This window comes from Variovorax sp. ISS6 (assembly GCF_056523145.1).
On sequence record NZ_JAWRZC010000001.1, the window covers coordinates 328,742 to 354,213 of the forward strand.

Here is a 25,472-nt window from a genome sequence, read left to right on the forward strand (position 1 = left end):
CGCGTGCCGGCAAGGCATCGCGGGACGTTGGAAGGCATCGCGCCGGCTGGCGGCGCAAGGGAGAAAGCGGCGGGCGCTGCCGCCGCGCTTCATTCAATGCGCCAGGCTCAAGGGGGAGTCAGCCGCGAGCAGCCCGATTGCCGGGACTGGCTGTCGCGCGCGATGCGAGCGAGCGCATAGCAGGAGGCGCGCAGGCGGGCATGCCGGCTGAAGAGAAGGACGTCCGCGCGAAGCTTGTTGGGATGGCGGGACGTCCTCGGGCACATGGGCGCCGATTGTAGGCAGCGCCCATGACGGCCTCAGACGGAGCGCGTGATGCCCCCGTCGACGCGCAGGTTCTGGCCGGTGATGTAGCCCGCGCCATCGGAAGCGAGAAAGCCGATGGTGGCGGCGATCTCGTCGCTGCGGCCATAACGTCCCATGGGGATGCGTTCGCGGAACACTTCCTTCTCGGGCAGGCTGTCGATGAAGCCGGGCAGCACGTTGTTCATGCGCACGTTGTGCTCCGCATACTGGTCGGCGAAGAGCTTGGTGAAGGCGGCGAGGCCGGCGCGGAACACGCCCGAGGTGGGAAACACGGGATCGGGTTCGAAGGCGGCGAAGGTCGAGATGTTGATGATGGCGCCGCCCCCCTGCTTGACCATGTGCGGCGTGACGAGGCGGCTGGGGCGCACGGCGCTCAGCAGGTAGACGTCCATGCCGCGGTGCCAGTCGTCGTCGGTGATTTCCAGAATGGGCGCGCGCGGGCCGTGGCCGGCGCTGTTGACGAGCACGTCGATGCGGCCCCACTCGGCGATGACGCGGTCGACGAGTGTCTTGAGGTCGTCGTTCGACTGGTTGGAGCCGGTCACGCCAATGCCGCCCAGCTCCTTCGCGAGGGCCTCGCCCTTGCCCGAGGAGGAGAGGATGGCGACACGAAAACCGTCCTGCGCGAGCTTGCGGGCCGCGGCGGCGCCCATGCCGCTGCCGCCTGCGGTGACGATGGCTACCTTTTTTTGCTCAGAAGACATTCGGGGTCCTTGGTTTCTTGCGGAGGGTCGCATTTAGCCAAGGAATCTTCGGCTTTGCCAAGTTGGGCTTTTTTTGTTCAGGGCGCGTGCACAGGACATCGGGTACTTCCCTCCGCGAATGTCCCCCGCCCTTCGGGCTCCTCCTTTATTTCGCTGCGGGAAGCACCCGATGCCCTATGCACGAGAAGCGCAGCGGTGGTGCCGGCGGCACAACAACTGTCGCGTCCAGGCTCACGCCGATGGGGTACTCCCCGCAGCGAAATAAAGGAGGAGCCGAAGGCGGGGGACATTCGCGGAGGGGAGTACCCCATCGGCGTGAGCCCGCCCCACCCGCAAAAGACTCAAGCCGCAGGCAACGTAGCCTGCATCGAAGCCCGCCGATTGAACGCCTCGAACCACTCAGCGCTGCGAGGCGCCTGAGCACGCCAATCCACATCCGGAAACCGGAAGTCCATGTACCCCATCGCACAGCCGAAGGCGATGGTCCCGATGTCCACACGTTCGCCGAATCCGGCCGCTTCCTTCTCGAGCCATTCGAGCCCCGTGCGCACCTTCGCGAGCTGGCCGTCGGTCCAGTCGGCCCAGCGGAATTCCTGCGGGCGCAGCACGTTCTCGTAGCGCGCGAGCAGCGCGGCGGCGGTCATGCCGTCGGCCAGCGAGAGTTCGGTGAGACGGGCCCAGCGCGCCTTGCCCGAGGCGGGGAACAGCGTGCCGCCCTGCTGGTCGTTGAGGTACTCGCAGATCACGCGGCTGTCGAACAGCGCCTGGCCATCGTCGGTGAGGAAGGTCGGCACCTGGCCCAGCGGGTTGGTCGGCAGGATGGTCGCGTCGCGCTTCACCGGGCCGGCAGCGCTCGGCAGGCGCTCGATGCGCTCCGCGATGCCGAGCTCGTGCGCGACGACCATGCATTTGCGCACGAAGGGGGAAGCGGGGGAATAGAAGATCTTCATGATGGGTGTGAAGTGGGTGGGGTCAGGCGTGTTCGTCATGGCCATGGGCCAGGTGCATGCCGGCCGCCCAGCCGAAGGTCAGGGCCGGTCCCAGCGTGATGCCGGGCGCAGGATACTCGCCCCCCATCACCGAGTGCATGTCGTTGCCGGCCACGTACAGGCCCACGATCGGCGTGCCGCGCGCATCGAGCACGCGCGCATGGCCATCGGCGCGCACGCCCAGTGCCGTGCCGATGTCACCGGGATAGACCTTGACCGCGTAGAACGGCGCCTTCGCGACCGGCGCCACGCAGGCATTGGGCTGGTGCTCGGGGTCGCCGAGGTAGCGGTTGTAGGCCGTGCTGCCCTTGCCGAAGGCCGGGTCCTCGCCGCGCGCGGCCGGTGGGTTGAACGCGGCCACGGTGCGCGCGAAGCCGTCGGAGTCGACGCCGGCCTGGCGTGCCAGTGCCTCGAGCGTGTCGGCGCGGTACAGGTAGCCGGCGCGCACCAGGTGCTCGCGCGAGCGCCCGCCCGGCAGCGCGAGGCCCAGGCCCCACTTTTCCATGAAGTCGCTGTCGCACACCAGCAGCGCCGGAATGCTCGTGCCGGCCTCGTTGGCCTGGTACATGCCGCGCACGAACTCGTGGTACGAGGTCGATTCGTTGACGAAGCGCTCGCCGCGCGCATCGACCGCGATCAGCCCGGGCTTGGCGCGGTCCCACACCAGGTGCGGATAGCGCAGCATGCTGCCGTCGGGGCGCTTCATCATCGACACCGGTGCCCACAGCGCCGGGCCCGTGTGGCCGGTGCCGAGCACGCCGCCGGCCTGCCGCGCCATCGCGATGCCCTCGCCGACATTGCCCTGCGGCGACATCGAGTAGGGCCCGGTCGGCGCGGGATAGTGCTCCGCGCGCATCTGCGCATTCCACGGAAAGCCGCCGGTCGCGACCACCACGCCGCGCCGCGCCTGCAGCACGATCTCGCGGCCATCGCGCTTCACGCGCACGCCGGTCACCGCACCGCCCGCATCCTGTTCGAGCGCCAGCGCGGGCGTCTCGAGCCAGAACGGGATCTTCTGCTTCAGCAGCCCGTGGAACAGCCGCCCCGCGAGCGCATTGCCCAGCAGCAGCCGCGTGCCGCGGTGGTGGCCACTCAAGCGGTCGGCGAAGTAGCGCAGCACCAGCTTCATGCCGTGCTTCCACGACGCGAACGAGCGCGTGACCGCGAGCAGGTGCTTCACGTCGGTCATGTTGACCATCATCCCGCCGAGCACGCAGAACTCGGGCAGCGGATCGCGCAGGGTGCGGAAGTGCGGGCCGAGCAGCCGGCCGTCGAACTCGATGGGGTCGAGCGAGCGGCCGCCCATCGCGGCGCCCTCGCGGTCGGGGTGGTAGTCGGGCGAGTAGGTGCGCGCGGCCAGTTGCACGTCGGTGCGCTCGCGCAAATAGCGCAGCGCGCGCGGCCCGGCCTCGAGGAAGGCATGGCGCAGCGCCTCGTCGCCGGCCGCGCCCACCGTGTTGCGCAGGTAGGTCAGCGCCTTCTCGGGCGTGTCGGGATGGCCCGCGGCCTTGGCCTGGTCGTTGAGCGGCACCCACACCGCGCCGCCCGAGATCGCGGTCGAGCCGCCGATGCGGTCGGTCTTCTCGATCACCAGCACGTCGAGGCCCTCGAGCTTCACCGTCAGCGCGGCCGCGAGCCCGCCCGCGCCGCTGCCGATCACGACCACGTCGTAGCCGGTCTTCTCCTGGGGCTGCGCCATCACGCCCCCGAGCCGCCGAGCGACTTGCCGCCGTCGACGAACAGCACCTGGCCCGTGACGAAGCCGGTGGCCGGCGAGGCGAAGAAGGCCACGGCCTGCGCGATGTCCTCGGGCCGGCCGGCCGCGCCCGTGGGCTGCAGCGCGAGCTGCGCGGCGCGGCGCTCGGGCGTGAGCGCGCGCAGCAGCGGCGTGTCGATCAGGCCCGGCGCGATCGCGTTGACGAGGATGCCGCGCGGCGCGAGCTCCATCGCGCTGGCGCGCGTGTAGCCCACCAGCGCGGCCTTCGAGGCCACGTAGTGCGGATGGTTCTTCGCGCCCAGGTAGGCGCGCGAGGCGATGTTGACGATGCGCGCGCCATCGGCCATCTTGCGCGCGGCCTCCTGCGTGAGCGTGGCCACCGCGAGCAGGTTCACCTCGTACATGCGGCGGAAGTCGGCCGAGCTCACGTCCATGAAGGCGCGCTCGTCGAAGATGCCGGCGTTGTTCACCAGCGCGGCGAGCGGCGGCAGCGACTGCACCATCGCGCGCACCGCGGCTTCGTCGGTCAGGTCGATGGCGCGGTAGTCGACATCGAGGCCGACGGCGCGCAGCACCTGGGTCTCGCGCTCGGCCAGCGCGCCGTTGTAGTCGGCCATCACCACGCGCCAGCCGTCGCGCGCCAGGCGCTCGACGATGGCGCGGCCCATGCCGCTGGCGCCGCCGGTCACCAGGACCAGCGGCTTGTCTTCTTCACTGCTGTTGTTCATCGTTGTTCCGTCGAAGCGGCGCTCAGGCCGCGAGGTAGCCGCCGTCGACCGGCAGCACCACGCCATTGACGTAGCTGGCCATCGAGGAGGCGAGGAAGACCACCGGCCCGGCGATCTCGTCGGCCTCGCCGTGGCGCTTGGTGAGCACGCGACTCATGTACCAGTCGGTGCCGTGCTCGGTCTCGCGCTGGCCGGCCGTCATGTCGGTCACCATGAGCCCGGGCGCCACCGCGTTCACGCGCACGCCCCAGGGCGCGAGATCGCGCGCCAGCACCTGCGTGAGCGAACGCACGCCGCCCTTGGCCACCACGTAGCCGGCCGAGGAGATGCCCGCGCCGAAGGCCACGATCGACGACAGGTTGACGATGCTGCCGTGCGTGCGCTTGAGCGCGGGCACGAAGGCCTGCGTGACGTTGAACACGCCCTGCAGGTTGACCGACAGCACGCGGTCCCAGGCCTCGCGCGCGCCGGGCTCGTCGAACTTCGAGCGCGCGGAGATGCCGGCGTTGTTCACCAGCACGTCGATGTCGCCATGCGCCGCGGCGATGCGCGCGGCGAGCGCGTCGACCGCCGCCGCGTCGCCGACGTCGACGCTGTCGGCATCGGCGCGCCCGCCCGCGGCGCGGATCGAGGCGGCCACCTGCTGCGCGGGCTCGAGGTCGCGGTCGACCACCAGCACGTGCGCGCCTTCGGCCGCCATGCGGCGCGCGATGGCCTCGCCGAGGCCGCGCGCGGCGCCCGTGACGAGCGAGAGCTTGTCCTTCAGAAGCATGGGAATTCCTTTGCGAAAGCGGCGCCGTTCAGACGCCGAGGTAGGCGCGGCGCACGGCCTCGTCGTTGGCCAGCTGCGCGGCGGGGCCGTGCAGCGAGATCTCGCCGTTCTCGAGGATGTAGCCGTAGCTCGACACCGCGAGCGCGAGCTGCACGTTCTGCTCGACCAGCAGGATGGTGATCTTCTGTTCGCGGTGCAGCCGCTCGATGATCTCGAACATCTGCTCCACCAGCAGCGGCGACAGGCCCATCGAGGGCTCGTCGAACAGCATCACGCGTGGGCGCGCCATCACGGCGCGGCCGATCGCGAGCATCTGCTGCTCGCCGCCCGAGAGCGTGGCCGCCATCTGGCCCTGGCGCTCCTTCAGGCGCGGGAACATCGCATACACGGCCTCGAGGTCGTTGCGGATGCCCGCGCGGTCGCGCCGCAGGTAGGCGCCGAGGTCGAGGTTCTCGCGCACGCTCATGTCGCGAAACACCTGCCGGCCCTCGGGCACCTGCACGATGCCGCGCTGGACCAGCGCGTCGGAGCCCAGCCGGTCGATGCGCTCGCCGGCCAGCCGCACCTCGCCCTCGGTGCAGTCGACGATGTTCGAGATGCAGTTGAGCGTGGTGGTCTTGCCCGCGCCGTTGCTGCCGAGCAGCGCGACGATCTCGCCCTCGGGCACGTCGACCGAGACATGGCTCAGCGCCTGGATGCGGCCGTAGGCGGCCGAGATGGCGCGCAACGACAACAGCGATTCAGCCATGCGCGGCCCCCTTTGCACTTCCCTTGCCCAGATAGGCCTCGATCACGCGCGCGTCGCTGCCGATCTGCGCGGGCGTGCCCTCGGCGATCTTCTCGCCGAAGGCCATGACGGTGATGCGATCCGAGATCGACATCACGAGCTGCATCACGTGCTCGACCAGCAGCACCGTGATGCCGTCGCGCGCCACCAGCTCCTTGAGCAGCCGGTCCAGGCTCTCGATCTCGCGGTTGCGCAGGCCGGCCGCGGGCTCGTCGAGCAGCAGCAGCTTGGGGCGGATGGCCAGCGCGCGCGCCAGCTCGAGCAGCTTCTGGCGGCCGAAGTCGAGGTCGCGCGCGGGCTGGTGGCGCTCGTCGGCCAGGCCCACGCGCTCGAGCAGGTGCAGCGCGAAGTCCTCGGTCTCGCGGTCGGGGCGGCGCAGCAGCCGGCCCAGCGTACCGGTGCCGCGCGCATGGGTGCCGAGCAGCACGTTCTCGAGCACCGAGAGTTCGGCGAACAGTTCCAGGTTCTGGAAGGTGCGCGCGATGCCCAGCGAGGCCATGCGGTAGGGCGACACGCGCGTGAGCTCGCGGCCCTCGAAGACGACGCTGCCGCTGCTGGGCGTGTAGAAGCGCGAGATGCAGTTGAAGGTGGTCGACTTGCCGGCGCCGTTGGGCCCGATCAGCGCATGGATGCGGCCCTGCTCGACCTGGAACGACAGGCCGTTGACCGCCTTGAGGCCGCCGAACACGACGCTGATGTCGCGCACGTCGAGGAAGGCACTCGTGCTCATCGCGCGCCTCCCGCCGGGGCCGCGCGGCGCGTGGCCTTGCGCGCCGCGAACAGCGAGGCCATGCCCTTGGGCAGGAACATCATGAACAGCATCAGGATGCCGCCGTAGATGATCTCCTGGTAGGACGGTGCCTGGCGCAGCAGCTCCGAGGCCAGGCCGAACACGATGGCGCCCGCCACCGCGCCGCGCACCGAGCCCAGCCCGCCGACCACCACCATGGTGAGGATCAGGATGGTGGTCTGGAAGCCCAGGCTCTCGGGATGGATGAAGGAGGTGAACAGCGTGTACATGCCGCCGGCCACGCCCGCGAAGGCCGCCGACAGCACGAAGGCCGTGACCTTGACGGCGCGCGTGTTCACGCCCATAGCGATCGCCGCCACGTCGCTCTCGCGCACCGCGCGGAACGACGAGCCCAGCCGCGAGCGCGACAGCGCCACCGTGAGCCACAGCATCAGCGCCGCGATCGCGACCACGAAGGGATAGGCCTGCAGGTCGTTCATCAGCCGCAGGCCGCCGAGCGCGGCCGGCTTCATCTGCAGGCCGTTCGAGCCGTTGGTCACTTGCTCCCAGTTGAGGAACACCCACTGCATCGCCTCGCCGAAGGCGAAGGTGGCGAGCGCCAGGTAGATGTCGCGCATGCGCAGCGCCAAGAGGCCGATGACCCAGCCCAGCGCGGCCGCGAGCAGCGCGCCCGCGAGGATCGACACCACGAACGGCGGCTGCCACTGGTTGTTGATGAGCCCGGCCGTGTAGATGCCGATGCCGAAGAAGGCCGCGTGCGAGAGCGCGAACTGGCCGGTCTCGCCGATCACCAGGTGCATGCCGAGCGCGAGCACGCTGAACACCATCAGCAGGTTGACCACGTACAGCACGTAGCCGCTGGCCGCGAAGGGCAGCACCGCGAGCACCACGGCCATGGCGATCAGCACGCCGCGATCCCACCAGGGAGAAGTCGTCTGCATGCTCATACCTTCTTCACCTGCGGCTTGCCGCCGAACAGGCCCTGCGGCCGCACCAGCAGCACCACCATGATCGCGACGAAGGGTGCGACCACGATGGCGTTGGACGAGATGAACAGCCCCACCAGGTTCTCGACGATGCCGATGACGAAGCCGCCGACCACCGCGCCCGGCAGGCTGGTGAAGCCGCCGACGATGGCGGCCGCGTAGGCCAGGATCGCGATGTGGCCGATGTCGGGCGTGATCAGGATCTTGGGCGTGATCAGCAGCGCCGCGATGGCCGAGAGCAGCCCGGTCAGGGCCCAGATCTTCATGCGGATGGTGCCCAGCTTCACGCCCACGATCTGCGCGCCGCGCGGGTTCATGCCGACCGCGCGCATGGCCTGGCCGGTGCGGGTGCGCGTGAACATCAGGTACAGCAGCACCATCACCACCACGGCGGTGCCGAAGATCGCGAGATCGAGCAGCGTGAGCGAGGCCTGGCCGATGGTGATCGGGTCCTGCGGCACCAGCGAAGGCAGCGAGCGCGGCGTGTCGCCCAGCCCGGTCTTGCGCACCAGGCCCTTGAGCAGGTAGGCGAAGCCCAGCGTGGCGATCACCAGCTGCACGCCGACGCCGCGCGAGGCGGTCACGCGCTGCATCACCACGCGCTGGAACAGCGCGGCCACGAGCGCCGTGACCGCGAGGCTCGCGAGCACCGCGCCCCAGTAGGGCCAGCCCCACACCACCAGCGGGAACAGCGCGAGGTAGCCGCCGGCCATGAAGATCTCGCCCTGCGAGAAGTTCGGCACGTCGGTGGTCTTGAAGACCATGACGATCGCCACCGCGAGCAGCGCGTAGACGCTGCCGGTGACGATGCCGGACAGCACGCCCTGCTGCACGAACAGCCAGATGTCGGAAAGGCTCATGGGATCGCAGCCGGCCTCAGGGCTTGTACTTCCACACGCTCTTGTAGCTGCCGGGCACGAGCGTCATGTTGGTTGCGTCGAACTTGATGTAGATGGCCGCCTCCTGCGCCGCGCGGTCGTCGGGGCCGAACTCGATCGGGCCGGCCATCACGCCGGAGTCGAACTTCATGGTCGACAGCGCCGTGAGCACCTTCTCGCGCGTGGGGCTGGGGCCGGCCGCCTTCAGCGCGTTGACCACCGCCATGGCCGAGGGAATGCCGTAGGGCATGTAGGTCTGCGGATAGCCGGGCTTGGCGGCCAGCTCGGGGTAGGCCGCCTTGTACATGTCGTAGACCCACTTGAGCTTGGGACCGCCGGGCACGTCGGCCAGCACTTCCTGGATGTAGACGTTCTTGAAGGCGTCCTTGTTGCCCACGTTCTCCACCAGCTGCTTGAGGTCGGCGGTGGAGTTCACGGCCAGCACGATCGGCTTGTTGAAGCCGAGCTCGAAGGCGCGCTTGACGATCAGGCTCACGGGCCGCGCGTAGGTGGTGAGCAGCAGCACGTCGGGGTTGGCGGCCTTGATCTTGAGCATCGGCGCCGTGACGTCGGTGATGTTCGGGTTGACCGACTGCACCTGCAGGTCGACGCCGCCGAGCGCCTTGGCCTGCGCCTGGGCCGACTCGAGGTTCCAGCCGCCGTAGGCGTCGTCGTGGTTGATGTAGCCGATCTTCTTCGCCTTCAGGTGCTCGCTCGCGAACTGCACCATCGAGCCGCCGACCGCATGCTGCGAGATCGAGAACGCGCCGTAGATGTACTTGGAAGGCGGATACAGCGCGCCGTCGCCCGAGGCGTTGAGCATCACCAGCGGGATCTTCGCGCGCTCGACGTATTCGCGCGCGCCGACCACGGCGGCCGAGCAGGAGCCGCCGTTGAGCAGGAACACCTGGTCCTGCTCGGTGAGCTTCTTGACCGCGGCCAGCAGGTCGTTGGCGTTGCAGCGGTCGTCCTCCACCACGAGCTCGATCTTGCGGCCGTTCACGCCGCCTTCCTTGTTGATCTTGTCGTAGTACATCTTCGCGGCGTTGATGACATCGAAGCCGTAGTTCATCGACGCACCCGACATCGGCGAGAACATGCCGATCCTGATGGTCTTGTCGGTCAGGCCGGGCTCGGCCTGCGCGGCGGCGGTGCCCGCCAGGGCGCACAGCGCGGCGCCGAATGCCAGGGCGAGGAAGTTCTTCTTCATGACGTGTCTCCGTTGGTATGGGTGAGTGAAAGGCGCCGCCCGGTCGCTGGCGCCGGGCGTTACTGCATGCGGTAGCCGCCGTTGACGTCGATCACGTTGCCCGTGATGTACGCCGCCTGCTCCGACACCAGGTAGTCGACCGCGCCGGCCACGTCGTCCACCGTGCCGATGCGCCCGAGCGGGATGCTGGCAGCCGCGGCCGTCAGCGCGCCGCTGCTCTGCACGGTGCCGCGCAGCATCTCGGTGTCGATCAGGCCCGGCGCGACCGAGTTGACGGTCACGCCCAGGTGCGCCGACTCGCGCGCCATGGCCTTGGTCAGGCCCAGCACCGCGGCCTTGGCGCCGATGTAGGTCGCGCTCGAGCGGTAGCCGCCGAGCTGCGCGGCCACCGAGCCGAAGGTGACGATGCGCCCGTGCGCCACCGGCTTCGCCTCGCGCCGGCGCAGGTAGGCGCGGCCGCAGAGGAACACGCCGCGCGCGTTCACGGCGAAGGTGCGCTCCCAGTCCTCGAGCGAGGTGTCCTTGATCGGCGAGCGTTCGCCGCCGGGCATCAGCAGCAGGCCGGCCACGCAGACCACCACGCCGACCGGCCCGATGCCGGCCTCGATGTCCTCGAAGGCAGCCTCGACCGCGGCCTCGTCGCTCACGTCGAATTGACGCGCATGGTGGCCCGCGCCGAGCGAGGCGGCCACGGCGCGCGCGTTGTCGCCGTCGATGTCGGCCACGACGACGCGCAGGCCGCTGGCCGCGAGGCGCCGGCACACGGCCTCGCCGATGCCGCGGCCGCCGCCGGTCACGAGGGCCAGCCGGCCGGGGGCTTGTGCATGATGTTCCGCCATGGGATGCGAGGTCTCCGAAGCCGCGTCGGATGCGGCGTGAAAGTGAATCGAGGACCGCATTGTGTATACATGCCCATCTTTGCACGCCCTCGTTTTCCCTTATTCGACGACTATTGAACCAGTTTCCACGGCATCATGTATACCTGACATGGACACACTCTCTCAACAAGTCACCGAGACGCTGCGCACCTGGATCCTGCACGGACGGCTCACGCCGGGCACGCGGGTGGAGGAGGTGCCGATCGCCGAGACCCTCAAGGTGTCGCGCACGCCGGTGCGCGCCGCGCTCGCCGCGCTGGCGATGGAAGGGCTGATCGATCATCAGCCGAAGAAGGGCTACTTGGTGCGCGCCTTCGCGCTCGAGGACATCCTGGCCGCCTACGAGGTGCGCTCGGTGCTCGAGGGCCTGGCCTGCCGGCGCTTCGCGGCGCTCGGCGTGGACGACGCGACCGCCGCGCTGCTGCGCGACTGCCTGCGCACCGGCGACGAGATCCTGGCCAAGGGACAACTGCTGCTCGACGACCTCGCGCCCTACCAGCAGATGAACGTGACGCTGCACAACGCGCTGATGCAGGGCGCGCGCAACCCGTGGGTGGTGCGCTTCGGCGCGCAGGCACAGGCCGTGCCCTTCGCCTCCGACCGCATCATGCTGTGGCACGACCACGGCGTGATCCTGCGTTCGCACGACGACCACCACCGCATCGTGCAGGCCGTGATCGACGGCGACGCGGCGCGCGCCGAGCAGCTGATGCGCGAGCACGTCTACTACGCGGGGATCCTGCTGCGCGACAACTACCAGCGGCTGCTCGACGAGCGCAGCCGCGACGGCGCGTCCGGCGCGCTCATGGCGACATCGCCGCCCGCGGCTACTTCTTCCTCAGCGCCCTGATGCGCAGCATGCCTTCCTGCGCCGTCGAGGCCACGAGCCGGCCGTCGCGCGCGTAGATGCTGCCGCGGCACAGGCCGCGCGCGCCACTCGCGCTCGGCGAGTCGAGCACGTAGAGCAGCCAGTCGTCGAAACGGAAGTCGCGGTGGAACCACATCGCGTGATCGAGGCTCGCGGGCCGCACCTGGCCGGTCATGAAGCTCAGGCCGTGCGGAAGCATCGCGGCGCGCAGCAGGCCGTGGTCGGAGGCATAGGCCAGCAGCGCGCGGTGCACCATCGGGTCGTCGGGCAGCGGCGCGATCGCGCGCATCCAGATCGCGCTGTCGGACGCGGGCCGCGGCACCGGCGCGAGCAGGTCGTCGGGCTGGACCCGGCGGTACTCGATGCCGTGCGGCTCGATCGCCTTGCTGCGCCAGGGCTCGGGCAGCCGATCGCCGAGCGCGATGCGCTGGTCGAGCTCGCTGACCAGGCCCTCGGGGCCGGCCACCTCGGGCATGTCGATCTGGTGCTCGACGCCCTCGTCCACGGTCTGGAACGAGGCCGACATCTCGAAGATGATGCGCTCCTGCTGGCGCGCCACCACGTGGCGGGTGGTGAAGCTGCGGCCGTCGCGCACGCGGTCCACGCTGTACTCGATGGGCGCATGCTCGCCCGGCAGCAGGAAATAGGCGTGCATCGAATGCACGGGCCGGTCGGCGCCCACCGTGAGGTTGGCCGCCATCAGCGACTGACCCAGCACCTGCCCGCCGAACACGGCCGGCGTGCCGATGTCCTCGCTCTGCGCCAGGAAGCGGTCGCCGCCCTGGGGTTCGAGCTGCATGAGGGCGACGAGTTCGTCGACGAGGCGGGCGGCAGTGGCGGGATCGGGGGTCATCGGGAGCGGCTGGACGAAAAGAGAGAGCCGCAAACGATAGCAAACATGGGGCCAGGGGGCTGTCGCGCGCGCTTCGGGCGCCCCTGGCGCCCCCTGCCGCCCCTCAGCGGTCCAGGTCGACCCCGTCCGCCGCCAGCTTCGCCTGCAGCGCCGCCACGTCCACGTCGGCGAACGCGCCGCTGCCGAGCGTGGCCGCCGCCGTGCCCGCGGCCTGTCCCATCACGAAGCAGCCGCCGCTGGCGCGCGCGGCCGACTGGCCCTCGTGCGTCATCGAGGCGCAGCGGCCCGCCACCAGCAGGTTGGCGACGGTGCGCGGCACCAGCATGCGCCAGGGCAGGTGGTTGTAGGCGTTGTCGGCATCGCGCGGGAAGGCCCACTCGATGCGGCCATCGGCATGCATCTCCATCGGCCAGGCATTGAGGCCGATGGTGTCGTCGAACTTCGCCGACGACAGGATGTCCTCGCGCTCGAGCGCGTACAGGCCCTGGATGCGCCGCGTCTCGCGCAGGCCGACCTGCGGCGCGATCTCGACGATGGCCGACTGCGCGAAGCCCGGCACCTCGGCCTTGAGAAAGCGGAAGTACTCGGCGATCTGGCGCCGGCCCTCGAGCTCGCCCTCGGTGAGCTCGCGCGCATCGACGCCGTTCATCGCGCGGCCCTCGGCATTGCGGATCTGCGTGACGTTGGCGCGCCATTCGCGCGGGTCCTTGTTGGGCCGCAGGATCGCGCCCTCGCGCGGGAAGCGGTAGGCGCCGGGCTTGCTCGCCTCGGCGCGCGCCATGAAATCGTTGATGGCCTTGAACTCGCCCACCGCCTCGAGCGCGGCCGGCGCGTCGACCTGGCCGATGCGGAACATGGTGGTCGGGAACAGGCCGCTGCCGTGGCCGTCGCCGACCTCGAAGGGCACGCCCGCGAAGGCCGCCACGTCGGCGTCGCCGCTGGCGTCGACGAAGGCATTGGCACGGATCGCCTGCCGGCCCGACTTGGTCTCGACCACCAGCGCCGCGATGCGCTCGCCCTCGAGGATCACCGAGGCCGCGAAGGCATGGAACAGCAGCTTCACGCCGGCCGCCTCGAGCAGTTGGTCGGCCGCGAGCTTGTAGGCCGAGGTGTCGTACGAGCGCACGCGGATGCGCCCGCCCATGCCGTCCTGCGGATCGTTCATGCCGTTGAGCGCGGCGATGCGCTCGACCAGCTCGTCGACCACGCCGCGCACCAGCTGCGTCATCTGGCCGCGCCGCTTGCCGTACAGGCCCGCGAAGTTGGTGACGCCGCCCGCCGTGCCCATGCCGCCGAGGAAGCCGTAGCGCTCCACCAGCAGGGTGCTCGCGCCGTGGCGCGCGGCGCTCACGGCGGCGGCGATGCCGGCGGGACCGCCGCCGACCACCACCACGTCGTAGCTGCCGAACACCGGCAGCGAACGCGACGGTTCGGCCATCGTCATTGCAGCCGTCATTGGAGGGTGATGCCCTTGGTCGAGATGATCTTGGTCATGATCGCGGCCTCGTCGTTGACGCGCGCGCGCATGCCGTCGGGCGAGGTGCCCACGGCCTGCCAGCCCTGCTCGAACAGCTTCTGGCGCACCTCGGGCTGCTTCATCACGGCCTCGAGCTCGCGCCCGATGCGCGCCTGCGCGGTCTTCGAGAGGTTGGCCGGGCCCAGGAGCGCCACCCACACCTCGAGGTTGAAGTCGCGCACGCCGGCGTTGGCCAGCGGCGGCACCTCGGGCACCAGCGCGCTGCGGCCGGCGGTCAGGCCGATGGCCTTGAGCTTGCCGGCCTTGACCTGCGGCATGGCCACGCCGGGCGGGATCAGGCCCATCTGGATCTGGTCGCCGAGCATGCCGGTGATGACCTGCGGATTGCCCTGGTAGGGCACGTGCTCGGGGTTGAAGCCCGGCACGCGGCTCTTGAGCAGCTCCATGCCCAGGTGGCCGACCGAGCCGATGCCCACCGAGCCGTAGTTCCACTTGTTGCCCGCCTTGCGGCCGGCATCGAAGAAGGCCTCGCCCGAGGGCAGGTTGTTCTGCGCCACCAGCACCAGCGGCGCGGTCGCGAGCAGCGAGAGGTAGGTGAAGTCCTTGGCCGGGTCGTAGGGCAGCTTCGGGTAGAGCAGCTTCGACGAGGTCAGGTTGCCGTTGATGACGACGCCCAGCGTGTGGTCGTCGCTGGCCTTGGCCACCGTGTCGGCCGCGATGTTGCCCGAGGCCCCGGGCTTGTTGTCGACCACGATCGGCTGGCCCAGCGCCTTCGACAGCGGCTCGGCGATGGTGCGCGCGGCGATGTCGGGCGTGGAGCCCCCGGGGAAGCCCACGAGCAGGCGGATGGGCTTGGTGGGCCAGGCGGGCGTCTGCGCGCTCGCGGCCAGCGGCAGCGAGGCGGCAGCCAGGCCGCAGGCGATCAGAAGGGCTCTCTTGGTGGCTTGCATGGAGGAAGAAATGTCAAAAAGTGTCAAAACAGGCGGGCAGCTTAACTGCCCCAAGCAAGGCACGGGCCGCTATTCGAGGCTGATGTTGCCCCTGCGCACCAGCTCGCCGTAGACCTTGGACTTGGCCTCGGCCTGGCGCTCGATCTCCTCGGGCGACCAGGCCAGCGGCTCGAAGGCGAAGGTGTCGAAGCGGGCGCGGATCTCGGGATCGGCGATGACCTTCGCCACGTCGGCGTTGATCTTCGCCTTGATGGCCGCCGGCACGCCCTTGGGCGCGAGCAGCGAGACGAAGGAATTGACCTCCAGCCCGGCCGGGCCGCCGGCCTCCGCCATGGTCGGCACATCGGGCATCTGCGGAATGCGCTTCGGCGCGGCCACCGCGATGTAGCGCAGCTTGCCGGCCTTGTAGATGCCCTGGCTCGAGGGAATGCTCGCGAAGGCCCACGGCACTTCGCCGGTGCCCACGTTCGAATACAGCTGCGAGACCTCGCGGTAGGGCGCGTGGCGCATGCGGATGCCGCTCAGCGCCTCGAGCTGCTGCGCGCCCAGGTGGCCCGGGCTGCCCACGCCCCAGGAGCCGTAGACGATGGCGTCGGGGTCGGCCTTGGCGGCGGCGATCAGGTCGGCCATGGTCTTCCACTTGGAATCGCTGCCCACGGCCACGAAGAAGGGCGTGCGGAACAGCGAGGCCACCGGATCGAAGTGCTGCAAGGTCACGAAGTTGCGCGACTTGTACAGGTGCGGCAGCGCGGCCACGTGCTCGCTGTCGAGCTGCAGCAGGGTGTAGCCGTCGGGCGCGGCGCGCCGGGCCTGGTCGATGGCGATGAAGCCGCCGCCGCCGGGCCGGTTGTCGATCAGCACGCGCTGGTTCCACAGCCGCGAGAGCTTGTCCGAGACCAGCCGCAGCACCGCGTCGGGGCCGCTGCCGGCCGCGAAGGGCGTGACCAGGGTCACGGGCTTGTTCGGATAGTCGCCGGCCTGGGCCGCCGCGCCGCCGGCCATGGCCAGCGAGGTCAGGGCGAGAAGGCCGGTCAGCAGTGCGCGCGGGAAGTTCATGGTCGTTTGTCTCCGGTGGGCCTGGGGCCTCGATGGTTGTGGATCTTGAAGGCGTCGGGTGTCAGTGTGGCGAAAGCGCGGTGGCCTCGGTGCGTGCCGATCGGCGCAGCGCCTCGGGCGCGTCGTCCAGGCAGCGCTCGGGCCGCCAGGCATAGAGCCACTCGACCGCATCGTAGAAGCGCTCGGGCGTGCGGCCCGGCCAGAGGCTGTTGCGCACCAGGCGCTCCACGCCCTTGGCATGGTAGAGCCGGCCCATCTCGCGCACCGACAGCACCACGCGGGCCGTGCGCGCCACGCGCGCCGCCTCGTAGAGCCGGAAGGCGGCCGGCAGGTCGAAGTCGCAGGCCTTCACGGCCTCGCCGAGCGTCACCGCGTCCTCGAGCGCCATGCAGGCGCCCTGCGCGAGGTACTGCATCATCGGATGCGCGGCATCGCCCAGCAGCGTGGCCGCGCCCTCGCTCCAGCGCTCGACCGGGTCGCGGTCGGCGGTGCTCCAGCGGCGCCACGAGGTCGGGCGATCGAGCAGCTGGCGCGGGCGCGCATGGACGCCCTCGAAGTACGACAGCACCTCTTCCTTGCTGCCGTCGGTCACGCCCCATTCCTCGCGCTCGCGGCTGTGGAAGGTGACGACCAGGTTGTATTGCTCGCCATGGCGCAGCGGGTAGTGCACCAGGTGGCAGTTCGGGCCGGCCCAGACCACGGGCGCGTTCCAGCGCAGGTCCGCCGGCATGTCGGCCGCCGGCACCACCGCGCGGTAGACCACGTGGCCCGAGACGCGCGGCGCGTCGCCGATCAGCGCGGCGCGCACCACCGACTTCACGCCGTCGCAGCCGACGATGGCATCGGCCTGGAAGCGCCGGCCGTCGCGCGTGACCGCGACCACGCCCTGCCCCCGGGTGTCGAGGCTCTCGACCTGCGCCGAGGTGTGGAAGCGGATCAGCGGATGCTGCTTCACGGCCTCGTGGATCGCGCCGTGCAGGTCGGCGCGGTGGCTCACGGCATAGGGGTTGCGAAAGCGCGTGCGGAAGGCCTCGCCGACCGGCACCGAGGCCACCTCCGAGCAGTCGACCGCGTCCATCATCACCAGCCGGTCGGTGAACACCGAGCCCCGGCGCACCGCCTCGCCCACGCCCAGCGCGTCGAGCGCGGCGAAGGCATTGGGGCCGAGCTGCAGGCCGGCGCCGATCTCGCCGATGACGGCGCTCTGCTCGAGCAGGTCGATCGACACGCCCAGGCGTGCCAGCGCCAGCGCGGCGGCCATGCCGCCGATGCCGCCGCCGACCAGCAGCACGGTGGGGGAAGGGGTCGGGCTCATGCGCGGCTCGCTCAGTCGATGCGAACGCGGAGCGACGGCAGCCGCTCGATGCTGACCTTGATCGTCTGGCCGGCCTTCACGGCGCCCACGCCCTCGGGCGTGCCGGTGAAGATCAGGTCGCCGGGCTGCAGCGCGAACAGGGTCGACAGGTTGGCGATCACTTCGTTGACCGACCAGATCAGGTGCGTGATGTCGCTCTTCTGGCGCACCTCGCCGTCGACCTCGAGGCGGATCTCGCCGGCATCGATCTCGCCCACCTCGGCCAGCGTGCGCAGCGGCGCGATCGGCGCCGAGAAGTCGAAGGCCTTGCCGATCTCCCAGGGCCGGCCCTGCTCGCGCATCTTCATCTGCAGGTCGCGGCGCGTCATGTCGAGGCCGACGGCATAGCCGTGGATGTGGCTCGCGGCCTGCTCCACCGGGATGTCGCGCCCGCCCTTGCCGATGGCCACCACCAGCTCGGCCTCGTAGTGGTAGTTGGCGGTCAGCGCCGGATAGGGAATGGCGCCGGTCGCGCCCTCGGCCACCGGCACCACCGAGGCGTCGTCGTTGGGCTTGCAGAAGAAGAACGGCGGCTCGCGGTCGGGATCGAAGCCCATCTCGCGCGCATGGGCCGCGTAGTTGCGGCCCACGCAGTAGACGCGGCGCACGGGGAACTGCTTGTCGCTGCCGACGATGGGCAGGCCGACGATGGAAGGGGGCGTGAAGACGAAGGACATGAGGGCTCCTGCCGCGTGGGGCGGCAACGGTCGAGGGAAAGGAAAAAAACGAAAAGGGCCGGGACTCAGGCGTTCTCGAGGAAGGCTTCGCGCAGGATCCCCATGGCCTGCTGCACCGGCCGGTCCGAGAAGCTGAAGAGCACGCAGTCGCCGTTGGGCGCGTGCAGCCGCAGCGGCGCCCACGAGGGCACGACGAAGGTGTCGCGCGGCCCGAACTCGAAGCGCTGGCCCGCGATCTCGGCGCTGCCATGGCCCTCGACCACGCTGTAGACCGTGCCGTCGGTGGCACGGTGCGTCTTGCCCGCGAAGCCCTTGGGCAGAAGCTGCAGGTTGGTGGAAATGGTCGGCATCGGCGAGCCGCCGGTCAGCGGATTGATGTAGCGCAGCTTGTGGCCCAGCCAGGCATCGGGCGCTTCCTGCTTCTGCAGTTGCGCCAGCGCCTCGCGGCTGCGCGCATAGGGGTAGTTGAAGATCGGCGAGGTCTGCGACGCATGGTCGTGCCGCACCGGCACCATGTTGTGGCCGAAGCGCGCGAGGCTGTGGCCCTCGGGCCGCGCCACGTGCTGCACCCTGGCGTCGTCGTTCTCGGCGAAGCCGGCGTCGAAGAAGCGCAGCATCGGGATGTCGAGGCCGTCGAGCCAGACCACCGGCTCCACCACGCCCTCGATGCCCTCGTTGCCATGGTCGTGCCAGGCCCACGAGGGCGTGATGATGAAGTCGCCCGGGTACATGGTGGTGCGCTCGCCGCCCACGGTGGTGTAGGCCCCCTGGCCGTCGACGATGAAGCGCAGCGCCGACTGCACGTGGCGGTGCGAGGGCGCCACCTCGCCCGGCATGATCAGTTGCAGCCCGGCATAGATCGACTGCGTGATCGAGGAGTTGCCGGGCAGCGCCGGGTTCTCGAGCACCAGCACGCGGCGCACGGCCTCCTCGGCGGTGATGAGGTCGGCCGACTCCATCAGCAGCGGGCGGATCTCGTCGTAGCGCCACAGCGCGGGCACGCAGGGCGTCTGCGGCTCGCGCGGCACCAGCGCGTGCAGCGATTCCCACAGCGGCGTGAGGTGCAGCGGGCGGATGCGGTCGTAGTAGTCGCGGCGCTCATCCGCATTGGAGGGCGCTGCGCGGGCGGTGGAGGGGTTCATGGCGTGTCTCTCGCGGTGCATGGCGCGGCGACGACATGGGGCGCCGGCCTTCTGGTTAGAACTTCCGAATCAACGGGATCATCCGCCCGCACTACTATTGGCGCAATGGGGGACCGGCGATAGCTCCGATCCTGTTTTTCGATAATGGTGGCCCGCGGGCCGCACACCGCGAGGGCCGCGCCCATGGCACAACTCGATCTGGAATGGCTGCTGGTGTTCGACGAGGTCTACAAGACCGCCAACGTCTCGAGCGCCGCCGAGCGGCTCGGCATCTCGCAGTCGGCCGCGAGCACGGCGCTCGCCAGGCTGCGCGCCCACTTCGGCGACAAGCTGTTCGTGCGCACCTCGCGCGGCATGGAGCCCACGCCCTATGCGCGCCAGATCCAGCCGCTGGTGCTCGACATCCTCGACCGCCTCAACCGCGCCAAGGGCGGCCGCGCGGTGTTCGACCCCGCCACGGCCGAGCGCAGCTTCCGCATCTGCATGACCGACATCAGCGAGGTGGTGCTGCTGCCGGGCCTGCTCGGCCACCTGCGGCAGGTGGCGCCGGGCGTGCGCATCGAGACCGAGATCATCTCGACCGAGAGCGGCCGCCGGCTCGAGGATGGCGCGGTCGACCTCGCGGTGGGCTTCATGCCGCAGCTCGAGGCCGGCTTCTACCAGCAGACGCTGTTCATGCAGAACTTCGTCTGCCTGGCGGCGCGCAACCATCCGCGCGTGGGCGCCCGGCTGACGCGCAAGCGCTTCGAGGCCGAGGCGCACGCGGTGGTGGCCTCCTCGGGCACCGGCCATGCGATCGTCGACAAGACCATCGCGCGGCTCGGGCTGCGGCGCCACGTGGTGACGCGGCTGTCGAGCTTCCTCAGCGTGGCGCGGATCGTGGCCCACACCGAGCTGCTGGTGGTGGTGCCGCGCATCCTCGGCCAGGTGCTGGCCACGCAGGAACCGGTGCAGCTGCTCGAGCCGCCGTTCGAACTGCCCTCGTACGCGGTCAAGCAGCACTGGCACGAGCGCTTCCATGCCGACGCCGGCAATGCCTGGCTGCGGCGCACGCTGGCGCAGTTGTTCAACGAGGGCGAGGCGGCGGGCCCGGCCTGAGCCGATGGCATGGCGCTTGCAGCCCGGCGGGCATGCCGGGACGACGGGCGGCGGTCGAACCGTCATGCGCGCCCTCGCATAATCGCCTCCCCCCGTTCCGGCCCCCACGGCCCCTTCCGAAAGCAAAAGGCACAGCATGTCTTCCATCACCCTGCGATTCCTCGCCGAGCCCAACACCGTCAACTTCGGCGGCAAGGTCCACGGCGGCACGGTCATGAAGTGGATCGACGAGGCCGGCTACGCCTGCGCCACGAGCTGGGCCAAGCGCTACTGCGTCACCGCCTTCATCGGCAGCATCCGCTTCCACCGCCCGATCATGATCGGCGACCTGGTCGAGGTCGAGGCGCGCATGGCCTACACCGGCAAGACCAGCATGAACATCTCGGTCGAGGTGCGCAGCGGCGACATGAAGGGCGGCGCGATGGAGAAGACCACCGAGTGCCTGATCGTCTTCGTCTCGGTCGACTCGCACGGCCGGCCGCTGCCGGTCGAGGCCTACGTGCCGGGTACGCCGGGCGAGATGGCGCTGGCCGAGCGCGCGCGGGCGCACCTCGACGCGAGCCGCGCGGCCTCGGGCACGCCCTGAGCTGTCCGCCAAAGACCTGAATAGGCAAAAGGCTCTAACCGCGCGCGGCCCCGCGCGGCTAGAGTTCGGCGGTTTCCGGCAGACCGCCCCTCCCCCTCCCTCCTCCATTCGGACCGCACATGGCCACCCAGGACGACGACCGCTTCGACAAGACCTCCGACCGCATCAAGGATTCCGCGCAGCAGATCTGGCTGGCCGGCCTCGGCGCCTTCGCCAAGATGCAGCAGGAGGGCAGCAAGGCCTTCGAGTCGCTGGTCAAGGACGGCGCCGGCATGCAGAAGCGCACCCAGCAGGCGGCCGAGGAAACCCTGTCGCAGGCCCAGGCCCGCATGGCCGGCTTCGCGAACGAGTTCGGCACCAAGGCCGCGGGCCAGTGGGGCAAGCTCGAGAACATCTTCGAGGAACGCGTGGCGCGCGCGCTCGACAAGCTCGGCATGCCGCCGCCGGCCGAGGTGGCCGCGCTGCAGGCACGCGTGACGGCGCTCGAGGCCGAGCTGGCCGCCCTGCGCGGCGCCGCGAAACCCGCCGCCAGTCCGGCGCGCGGTGCCCGCGCCGCGCGCCACGCCAAGTCGGCCGAGACCCCGGCACGCAAGACCACGGTGCGGCGCAGCAAATCGAGCGGCACCGAATAAAGCCGCTTTCCGGCCTCGAAGCGGCCGATTCCGGCGCCGAATGCGCGAAGAGGCGTAGCACGACGTCATGCGCATGCGGCACTGCACAAACGCAGTGCCCCGCAAATCAATGTCCCCCCGCGCGCTTCGCGCGGCGTTCCTGCGCTAGAGTGTTTCCAAGAGACAACCCGGGAGCACCGACATGGCCAGGAAAGCGCCACGCCGCACTGCACAACGCATTCTCGAAGCCGCGCTGGACCTGTTCAACCGCTTCGGGGAGCCGAACGTCTCCACCACGCTCGTGGCCGGCGAGCTCAACATCAGTCCCGGCAACCTCTACTACCACTACCCGGCCAAGGAAGAGCTGATCAACAAGCTGTACGAGGGCTACGAGACCGAGCTCGGCGAGCTGCTCCATGCGAGCGAGGGCATCCACGACGTGGAGGATGCCTGGTTCTTCATGCACAGCCTGTTCGAGCTGATCTGGCGCCACCGCTTCCTCTACCGCGACCTCAACGACCTGCTGAGCAAGAACCGGCACCTCGAGACCCAGTTCCAGCTCGTGCTCAAGCACAAGGTGCGCGCCATGCGCCAGCTGATCGCGGGCCTGGGCCGCGCCGGCCACCTCGAGATCGACGCCCACGAGGTCGACACGCTGGCGCAGAGCATGGTGGTGGTGCTGACCTACTGGCTCAGCTACGAGTACGTGCGCAACCCGCGCCAGGCGCTCGAGCCGGCCCATGCGCAGGCCGCGCTGCTGCGCGGCGCCCGCCACACCCTGCACCAGCTCGCGCCCTACCTGGGCGCCGAGCAACGGCGCCATTTGCTGACACTGGGCCGGGCCTACGGCGGCGAAGATGCCGCCAGCAGCCCGCCCACCGCGACCCCCGCCGATCTGGCTGCCTGAACCATGTCCCCCCACGATTTCAAACCGCTCCCGCCGACGTCCGCCGCGCCCGCCGGCGGCACCTCCGGCCACGCCGGCCCGTGGGCGCCCCTGCCCTACGCCGACGTGCCGCGCTTCGATGCCAGCAGCCTGATCGCGCACTGGAGCCGGCTGCATGCCGGCCACGCGATGCCGGCCCCAGAGCACAACGCGGCACTGGCCGAAGGCTGGGCGCTCTATCACAGCGGCGAATTCGAACGCGCCGCGGCCATCGGCCTGCTGCACGGCGCCGAAGGCCTCGCGCTGGCCAACCAGGCGACCGCGATCTACGCCAACTACCTCGAGCCGCGCGAGGCGGTGCGGCTCTCGATGTTCCGCCAGGTGGTGGAGCGCGCGGGCGCGCGGGCCGCGGCCGAGCCCGACGACTGCCAGGCCCTGTACTGGCAGGCCTATGCGATGGGCCGCTACAGCCAGGGCATCAGCGTGGCGCGCGCGCTCGCGCAGGGCCTGGGCACGCGGCTCAAGGAGGCGCTCGAACGCGTGATCGCGCTCGAGCCGCGCCATGCCGACGCCCACGTCGCGCTGGGCGCCTTCCATGCCGAGGTGATCGACAAGGTCGGCGCGCTGGTCGGCCGCATGACCTATGGCGTGCGCGCCGAGACCGCGGTCGAGCTGTTCGAGCACGGCATCGCGCTGCATCCGCATTCGGCCAGCGCGCTGATGGAATACGCGCGCGCGCTGCTGATGCTGCATGGCGACGCGCGCATGGGCGAGGCCACGCGGCTCTACGAGAAGGCCGCGGCGCTCCAGCCGGCAGACGCCAAGGAGCGGCTGGACGTGGAGCTCGCGCGCGCCGGGCTCTCCGAATAGGTTGCGGCCACGGGCAGGGGATCCAGTCGGCTCGCTGCCGCGTACTGCCCGGATGACCCGCCTTCCACACCCCCACCCCGAACGCGCCCCCGCGGCGCGCCCCAGGCACCCGCTCGGCTGGCTCGCCCTGTGCGCGTGCGCCGCGCTCACGGCCTGCGCCACGCCGGCACCGACGATCGCGCCGCTGCCGGCGGTCGACATCGCGCGCTTCATGGGCGACTGGTACGTGATCGCGAACATCCCGACCTTTCCGGAGAAGAACGCGTTCAACGCCGTCGAGTCCTACGCACTGCGGCCCGACGGCCGCATCCAGACCGACTTCCGCTACCGCGACGGCAGCTTCGACGCGCCGGTCAAGACCCTGCATCCGGTGGCCACCGTGCGGCCCGGCACCGGCAACGCGGTCTGGGGCATGCAGTTCATCTGGCCGATCCAGGCCGAGTACCTGATCGCCGACGTCTCGCCCGACTACCAGAGCACCATCGTCGCGCGCAGCAAGCGCGACCACGTCTGGCTGATGGCACGCACGCCCGAGCTCGCGCCCGAGGCCTACGCGCAGGCGCTGCGCAAGATCGAGGCCCTGGGCTACGACCTCGCGAAGCTGCGCCGGGTGCCGCAGCGCTGGCCGGAACGCTGACCCGGCCGTCGGCGCGCCGGGGTTCGCGAGGCCTGGGCACAATCGCGGGCATGCACAGTCCGCTCGTCCCCGGGATCGCCTACAGCGTGCGCAGCTACGCGGGCGAATACGCCGGCCACGACCATGCGCACGCGCAGATCATGTTCGCGCTCGACGGCCGCATGGAGCTGGAGATCGGCGGCCGCGCCGCCTTCACCGACACCTCCTGCGGAATGATCATTCCGGCGGGCGTGGCCCACACCTTCATGTCGCCGCGCGGCGTGCGCATGGTGGTCATCGACACGCCCCCCGCCACGGGCGTCGACCGCATCCGGCGCTTCGCGGTCACGGCCGCCTGCAGGAACGACGTCGACCCGGCTCGGGCCGCGCAGCACCTGGCGCACGTGCTCGAGGCGCCCTCCATCCTCGCGCGCCGCAGCATCGACCTGGCACGGCTCGACACCGCCCTCGGCGGCGCGCTGCACGAGCCCTGGAACACCGCGCGCATGGCGGCCCTGTTCTTCCTGAGCCCGCAGCGCTTCCATGCGCGGCTGCTCGAACTGACAGGGCTGTCGCCGCAGGCCTACCTGCGCGCGCGCCGGCTCGACGCCGCCCAGCGCCTGCTGCGCGGCGGCCTGCCGCTCGAAGCGACCGCCCTGCGCACGGGCTACCGCTCGGCCAGCGCCCTCGGCTTCGCACTGCGACGCGACCGCCAGTCGGGCGCCCGGCACGCGCGCGCGGGCTGACGAGGTCGAGAGTCTCTCGACAGTTGCCGCGGTCGCGGCGCTGGAGGATGCGCGCATGACAAAGCACGCTTCCCTCACCGGCGCCGCCATGGTGCTTGCCGCCGCCGCGCTCTGGGGCACGACCGGCACCGCCCAGAGCTTCGCGCCCCTGGACACGTCGCCCTTCTGGATCGGCACGCTGCGCATGGCGATCGCCACGCTGTTCTTCGCGGCCTTCATCGGCTGGCGACGGCAGCGCGGCGAGCGCGTCGCGCTGTCGATGGCGCGGCCGACGTGGCGCTGGGTGCTGCTCGCGGGCCTGTGCATGGCCGGCTACAACCTGAGCTTCTTCGCGGGCGTCAGGGCCACGGGCGTGGCCATCGGCACCGCGATCGCCGTGGGCAGCGGGCCGGCCTGGGCCGGATTGCTGCAGGCGCTCGTGTCTCGCACACCGCCCGCGCCGGCCTGGTGGGCCGGCACGCTGCTCGCGATCGGCGGTGGCGGCCTGATGGTGATGTCGGGATCGGGCGATGGCTCGCGCGTCGACCTCGGCGGCCTGGCGCTGTGCCTGGGCTCGGGGCTCTGCTATGCGACCTACACGCTGGTCAGCCAGCGCCTTGTGCGCCGGTCGCCGCCGGCGACGGTCACGCTGTGGCTCTTCGCGACGGCCTCCGTGGCGGCGATGCCGGCCGCGCTGCTGATCTCCGGCCCCTTCTCGGCCACGCCCGCGGGCTGGGTCCTCGTGGCCTACCTGGGCCTCGTGTCGACCGGCATCGCCTACCTGCTGTTCAGCCATGCGCTGCGGCACATCTCCGGCGCCTCGGGGGTCACGCTGGCACTGGCCGAGCCCGTCACGGCCTTCGGGCTCGCCCTGGTCGTCCTGCACGAGCGCCCGGGCCCCTGGGCCTTCGCGGGGCTCGCGATGGTGCTGGCCGGCCTGCTGATCGTGGTGTGGACCGAAGCGCGCAGGGTGCGGTGACACCGCCCCCGCGCGCTA

The 25,472-nt window shown here is 70.5% G+C and carries 27 protein-coding genes; 9 read left to right on the forward strand and 18 right to left on the reverse strand.

From position 1 onward, the window contains the following. Positions 1–299: 299 nt before the first annotated feature. The 11 genes from AC1HIL_RS01480 to AC1HIL_RS01530 form a co-directional block, all read right to left on the reverse strand. Positions 300–1,010 (reverse strand): SDR family oxidoreductase, encoded by a 711-nt coding sequence (locus tag AC1HIL_RS01480; protein WP_057594690.1) that lies wholly within the window; start codon positions 1,008–1,010, stop codon positions 300–302. 341 nt (positions 1,011–1,351) lie between these two features. After that, positions 1,352–1,960, reverse strand: a complete 609-nt coding sequence (locus AC1HIL_RS01485; protein ID WP_479672461.1) for a glutathione S-transferase — start codon at positions 1,958–1,960, stop codon at positions 1,352–1,354. A 22-nt stretch (positions 1,961–1,982) separates the two neighbouring features. Then, the gene (locus tag AC1HIL_RS01490; RefSeq protein ID WP_479670988.1) at positions 1,983–3,698 is read right to left on the reverse strand and encodes an FAD-dependent oxidoreductase; all 1,716 of its coding nucleotides are present in this window, start codon (positions 3,696–3,698) and stop codon (positions 1,983–1,985) included. Continuing rightward, positions 3,698–4,444 carry an SDR family NAD(P)-dependent oxidoreductase gene (locus AC1HIL_RS01495; protein ID WP_479670989.1) on the reverse strand — a complete coding sequence of 249 codons (747 nt, stop codon included), beginning with the start codon at positions 4,442–4,444 and terminating at the stop codon, positions 3,698–3,700. The genes AC1HIL_RS01490 and AC1HIL_RS01495 overlap by 1 nt, the downstream gene beginning before the upstream one ends. A 22-nt stretch (positions 4,445–4,466) precedes the next feature. Then, positions 4,467–5,216 carry an SDR family NAD(P)-dependent oxidoreductase gene (locus AC1HIL_RS01500; RefSeq protein WP_479670990.1) on the reverse strand — a complete coding sequence of 250 codons (750 nt, stop codon included), beginning with the start codon at positions 5,214–5,216 and terminating at the stop codon, positions 4,467–4,469. 28 nt (positions 5,217–5,244) lie between these two features. Beyond that, positions 5,245–5,964: an ABC transporter ATP-binding protein gene (locus AC1HIL_RS01505; RefSeq protein WP_057594693.1), complete on the reverse strand. Its 720-nt coding sequence runs from the start codon at positions 5,962–5,964 to the stop codon at positions 5,245–5,247. Further along, on the reverse strand, positions 5,957–6,733 hold the full coding sequence (locus tag AC1HIL_RS01510) for an ABC transporter ATP-binding protein (protein WP_057594694.1): 777 nt from the start codon (positions 6,731–6,733) through the stop codon (positions 5,957–5,959). The genes AC1HIL_RS01505 and AC1HIL_RS01510 overlap by 8 nt, the downstream gene beginning before the upstream one ends. Beyond that, positions 6,730–7,695 carry a branched-chain amino acid ABC transporter permease gene (locus tag AC1HIL_RS01515; RefSeq protein ID WP_057594711.1) on the reverse strand — a complete coding sequence of 322 codons (966 nt, stop codon included), beginning with the start codon at positions 7,693–7,695 and terminating at the stop codon, positions 6,730–6,732. Before AC1HIL_RS01515 ends, AC1HIL_RS01510 begins: the two co-directional genes overlap by 4 nt. A gap of 2 nt (positions 7,696–7,697) precedes the next feature. Beyond that, positions 7,698–8,600: a branched-chain amino acid ABC transporter permease gene (locus AC1HIL_RS01520; RefSeq protein ID WP_057594695.1), complete on the reverse strand. Its 903-nt coding sequence runs from the start codon at positions 8,598–8,600 to the stop codon at positions 7,698–7,700. Between the two features lie 16 nt (positions 8,601–8,616). Next, positions 8,617–9,828: an ABC transporter substrate-binding protein gene (locus tag AC1HIL_RS01525; RefSeq protein WP_296739608.1), complete on the reverse strand. Its 1,212-nt coding sequence runs from the start codon at positions 9,826–9,828 to the stop codon at positions 8,617–8,619. 59 nt (positions 9,829–9,887) lie between these two features. Beyond that, complete coding sequence (locus AC1HIL_RS01530; protein WP_479670991.1) at positions 9,888–10,667, reverse strand: SDR family NAD(P)-dependent oxidoreductase; 780 nt, start codon at positions 10,665–10,667, stop codon at positions 9,888–9,890. A gap of 148 nt (positions 10,668–10,815) precedes the next feature. On the opposite strand from AC1HIL_RS01530, the gene AC1HIL_RS01535 reads away from it, so the two are divergent. Next, a complete protein-coding gene (locus tag AC1HIL_RS01535) occupies positions 10,816–11,556 on the forward strand; it encodes a GntR family transcriptional regulator (protein ID WP_064262323.1) in 741 nt (246 codons plus the stop codon). Here AC1HIL_RS01535 and AC1HIL_RS01540 read toward each other — a convergent pair. From AC1HIL_RS01540 to gtdA, 7 genes are all read right to left on the reverse strand, one after another. Next, the gene (locus AC1HIL_RS01540) at positions 11,534–12,427 is read right to left on the reverse strand and encodes an acyl-CoA thioesterase (RefSeq protein WP_479670992.1); all 894 of its coding nucleotides are present in this window, start codon (positions 12,425–12,427) and stop codon (positions 11,534–11,536) included. The two genes, AC1HIL_RS01535 and AC1HIL_RS01540, sit on opposite strands and share 23 nt — an antisense overlap. Before the next feature lie 103 nt (positions 12,428–12,530). Next, positions 12,531–13,883, reverse strand: coding sequence for an FAD-dependent oxidoreductase (locus AC1HIL_RS01545; protein ID WP_422098321.1), 1,353 nt, complete (start codon positions 13,881–13,883; stop codon positions 12,531–12,533). Continuing rightward, positions 13,880–14,854: a Bug family tripartite tricarboxylate transporter substrate binding protein gene (locus AC1HIL_RS01550; RefSeq protein ID WP_479670994.1), complete on the reverse strand. Its 975-nt coding sequence runs from the start codon at positions 14,852–14,854 to the stop codon at positions 13,880–13,882. The genes AC1HIL_RS01545 and AC1HIL_RS01550 overlap by 4 nt, the downstream gene beginning before the upstream one ends. Positions 14,855–14,923: 69 nt before the next feature. After that, on the reverse strand, positions 14,924–15,910 hold the full coding sequence (locus AC1HIL_RS01555) for a Bug family tripartite tricarboxylate transporter substrate binding protein (protein ID WP_057594701.1): 987 nt from the start codon (positions 15,908–15,910) through the stop codon (positions 14,924–14,926). Positions 15,911–15,971: 61 nt separating this feature from the next. After that, positions 15,972–17,225, reverse strand: coding sequence for a 3-hydroxybenzoate 6-monooxygenase (locus AC1HIL_RS01560; protein ID WP_479670995.1), 1,254 nt, complete (start codon positions 17,223–17,225; stop codon positions 15,972–15,974). A gap of 11 nt (positions 17,226–17,236) precedes the next feature. Next, the gene (locus AC1HIL_RS01565; RefSeq protein WP_261212353.1) at positions 17,237–17,941 is read right to left on the reverse strand and encodes a fumarylacetoacetate hydrolase family protein; all 705 of its coding nucleotides are present in this window, start codon (positions 17,939–17,941) and stop codon (positions 17,237–17,239) included. A 65-nt stretch (positions 17,942–18,006) separates the two neighbouring features. Further along, positions 18,007–19,083, reverse strand: coding sequence for a gentisate 1,2-dioxygenase (gtdA, locus tag AC1HIL_RS01570; RefSeq protein ID WP_479670996.1), 1,077 nt, complete (start codon positions 19,081–19,083; stop codon positions 18,007–18,009). A gap of 183 nt (positions 19,084–19,266) precedes the next feature. Here gtdA and AC1HIL_RS01575 point away from each other — a divergent pair, with 183 nt between their 5' ends. From AC1HIL_RS01575 to AC1HIL_RS01610, 8 genes are all read left to right on the forward strand, one after another. Continuing rightward, complete coding sequence (locus AC1HIL_RS01575; protein WP_479670997.1) at positions 19,267–20,181, forward strand: LysR family transcriptional regulator; 915 nt, start codon at positions 19,267–19,269, stop codon at positions 20,179–20,181. Positions 20,182–20,317: 136 nt separating this feature from the next. After that, positions 20,318–20,767, forward strand: a complete 450-nt coding sequence (locus tag AC1HIL_RS01580; protein ID WP_057594705.1) for an acyl-CoA thioesterase — start codon at positions 20,318–20,320, stop codon at positions 20,765–20,767. 119 nt (positions 20,768–20,886) lie between these two features. After that, positions 20,887–21,399, forward strand: coding sequence for a phasin family protein (locus tag AC1HIL_RS01585; protein ID WP_479670998.1), 513 nt, complete (start codon positions 20,887–20,889; stop codon positions 21,397–21,399). Between the two features lie 181 nt (positions 21,400–21,580). After that, the gene (locus AC1HIL_RS01590; protein WP_057598999.1) at positions 21,581–22,285 is read left to right on the forward strand and encodes a TetR/AcrR family transcriptional regulator; all 705 of its coding nucleotides are present in this window, start codon (positions 21,581–21,583) and stop codon (positions 22,283–22,285) included. 3 nt (positions 22,286–22,288) lie between these two features. Continuing rightward, positions 22,289–23,134: a hypothetical protein gene (locus tag AC1HIL_RS01595; protein ID WP_479670999.1), complete on the forward strand. Its 846-nt coding sequence runs from the start codon at positions 22,289–22,291 to the stop codon at positions 23,132–23,134. A 52-nt stretch (positions 23,135–23,186) separates the two neighbouring features. Further along, positions 23,187–23,771, forward strand: a complete 585-nt coding sequence (locus AC1HIL_RS01600; RefSeq protein ID WP_296739645.1) for a lipocalin family protein — start codon at positions 23,187–23,189, stop codon at positions 23,769–23,771. Between the two features lie 50 nt (positions 23,772–23,821). Further along, a complete protein-coding gene (locus AC1HIL_RS01605; RefSeq protein WP_413762149.1) occupies positions 23,822–24,496 on the forward strand; it encodes a helix-turn-helix domain-containing protein in 675 nt (224 codons plus the stop codon). Between the two features lie 55 nt (positions 24,497–24,551). Continuing rightward, positions 24,552–25,454, forward strand: coding sequence for a DMT family transporter (locus tag AC1HIL_RS01610; RefSeq protein WP_261212343.1), 903 nt, complete (start codon positions 24,552–24,554; stop codon positions 25,452–25,454). Positions 25,455–25,472 lie beyond the last annotated feature (18 nt).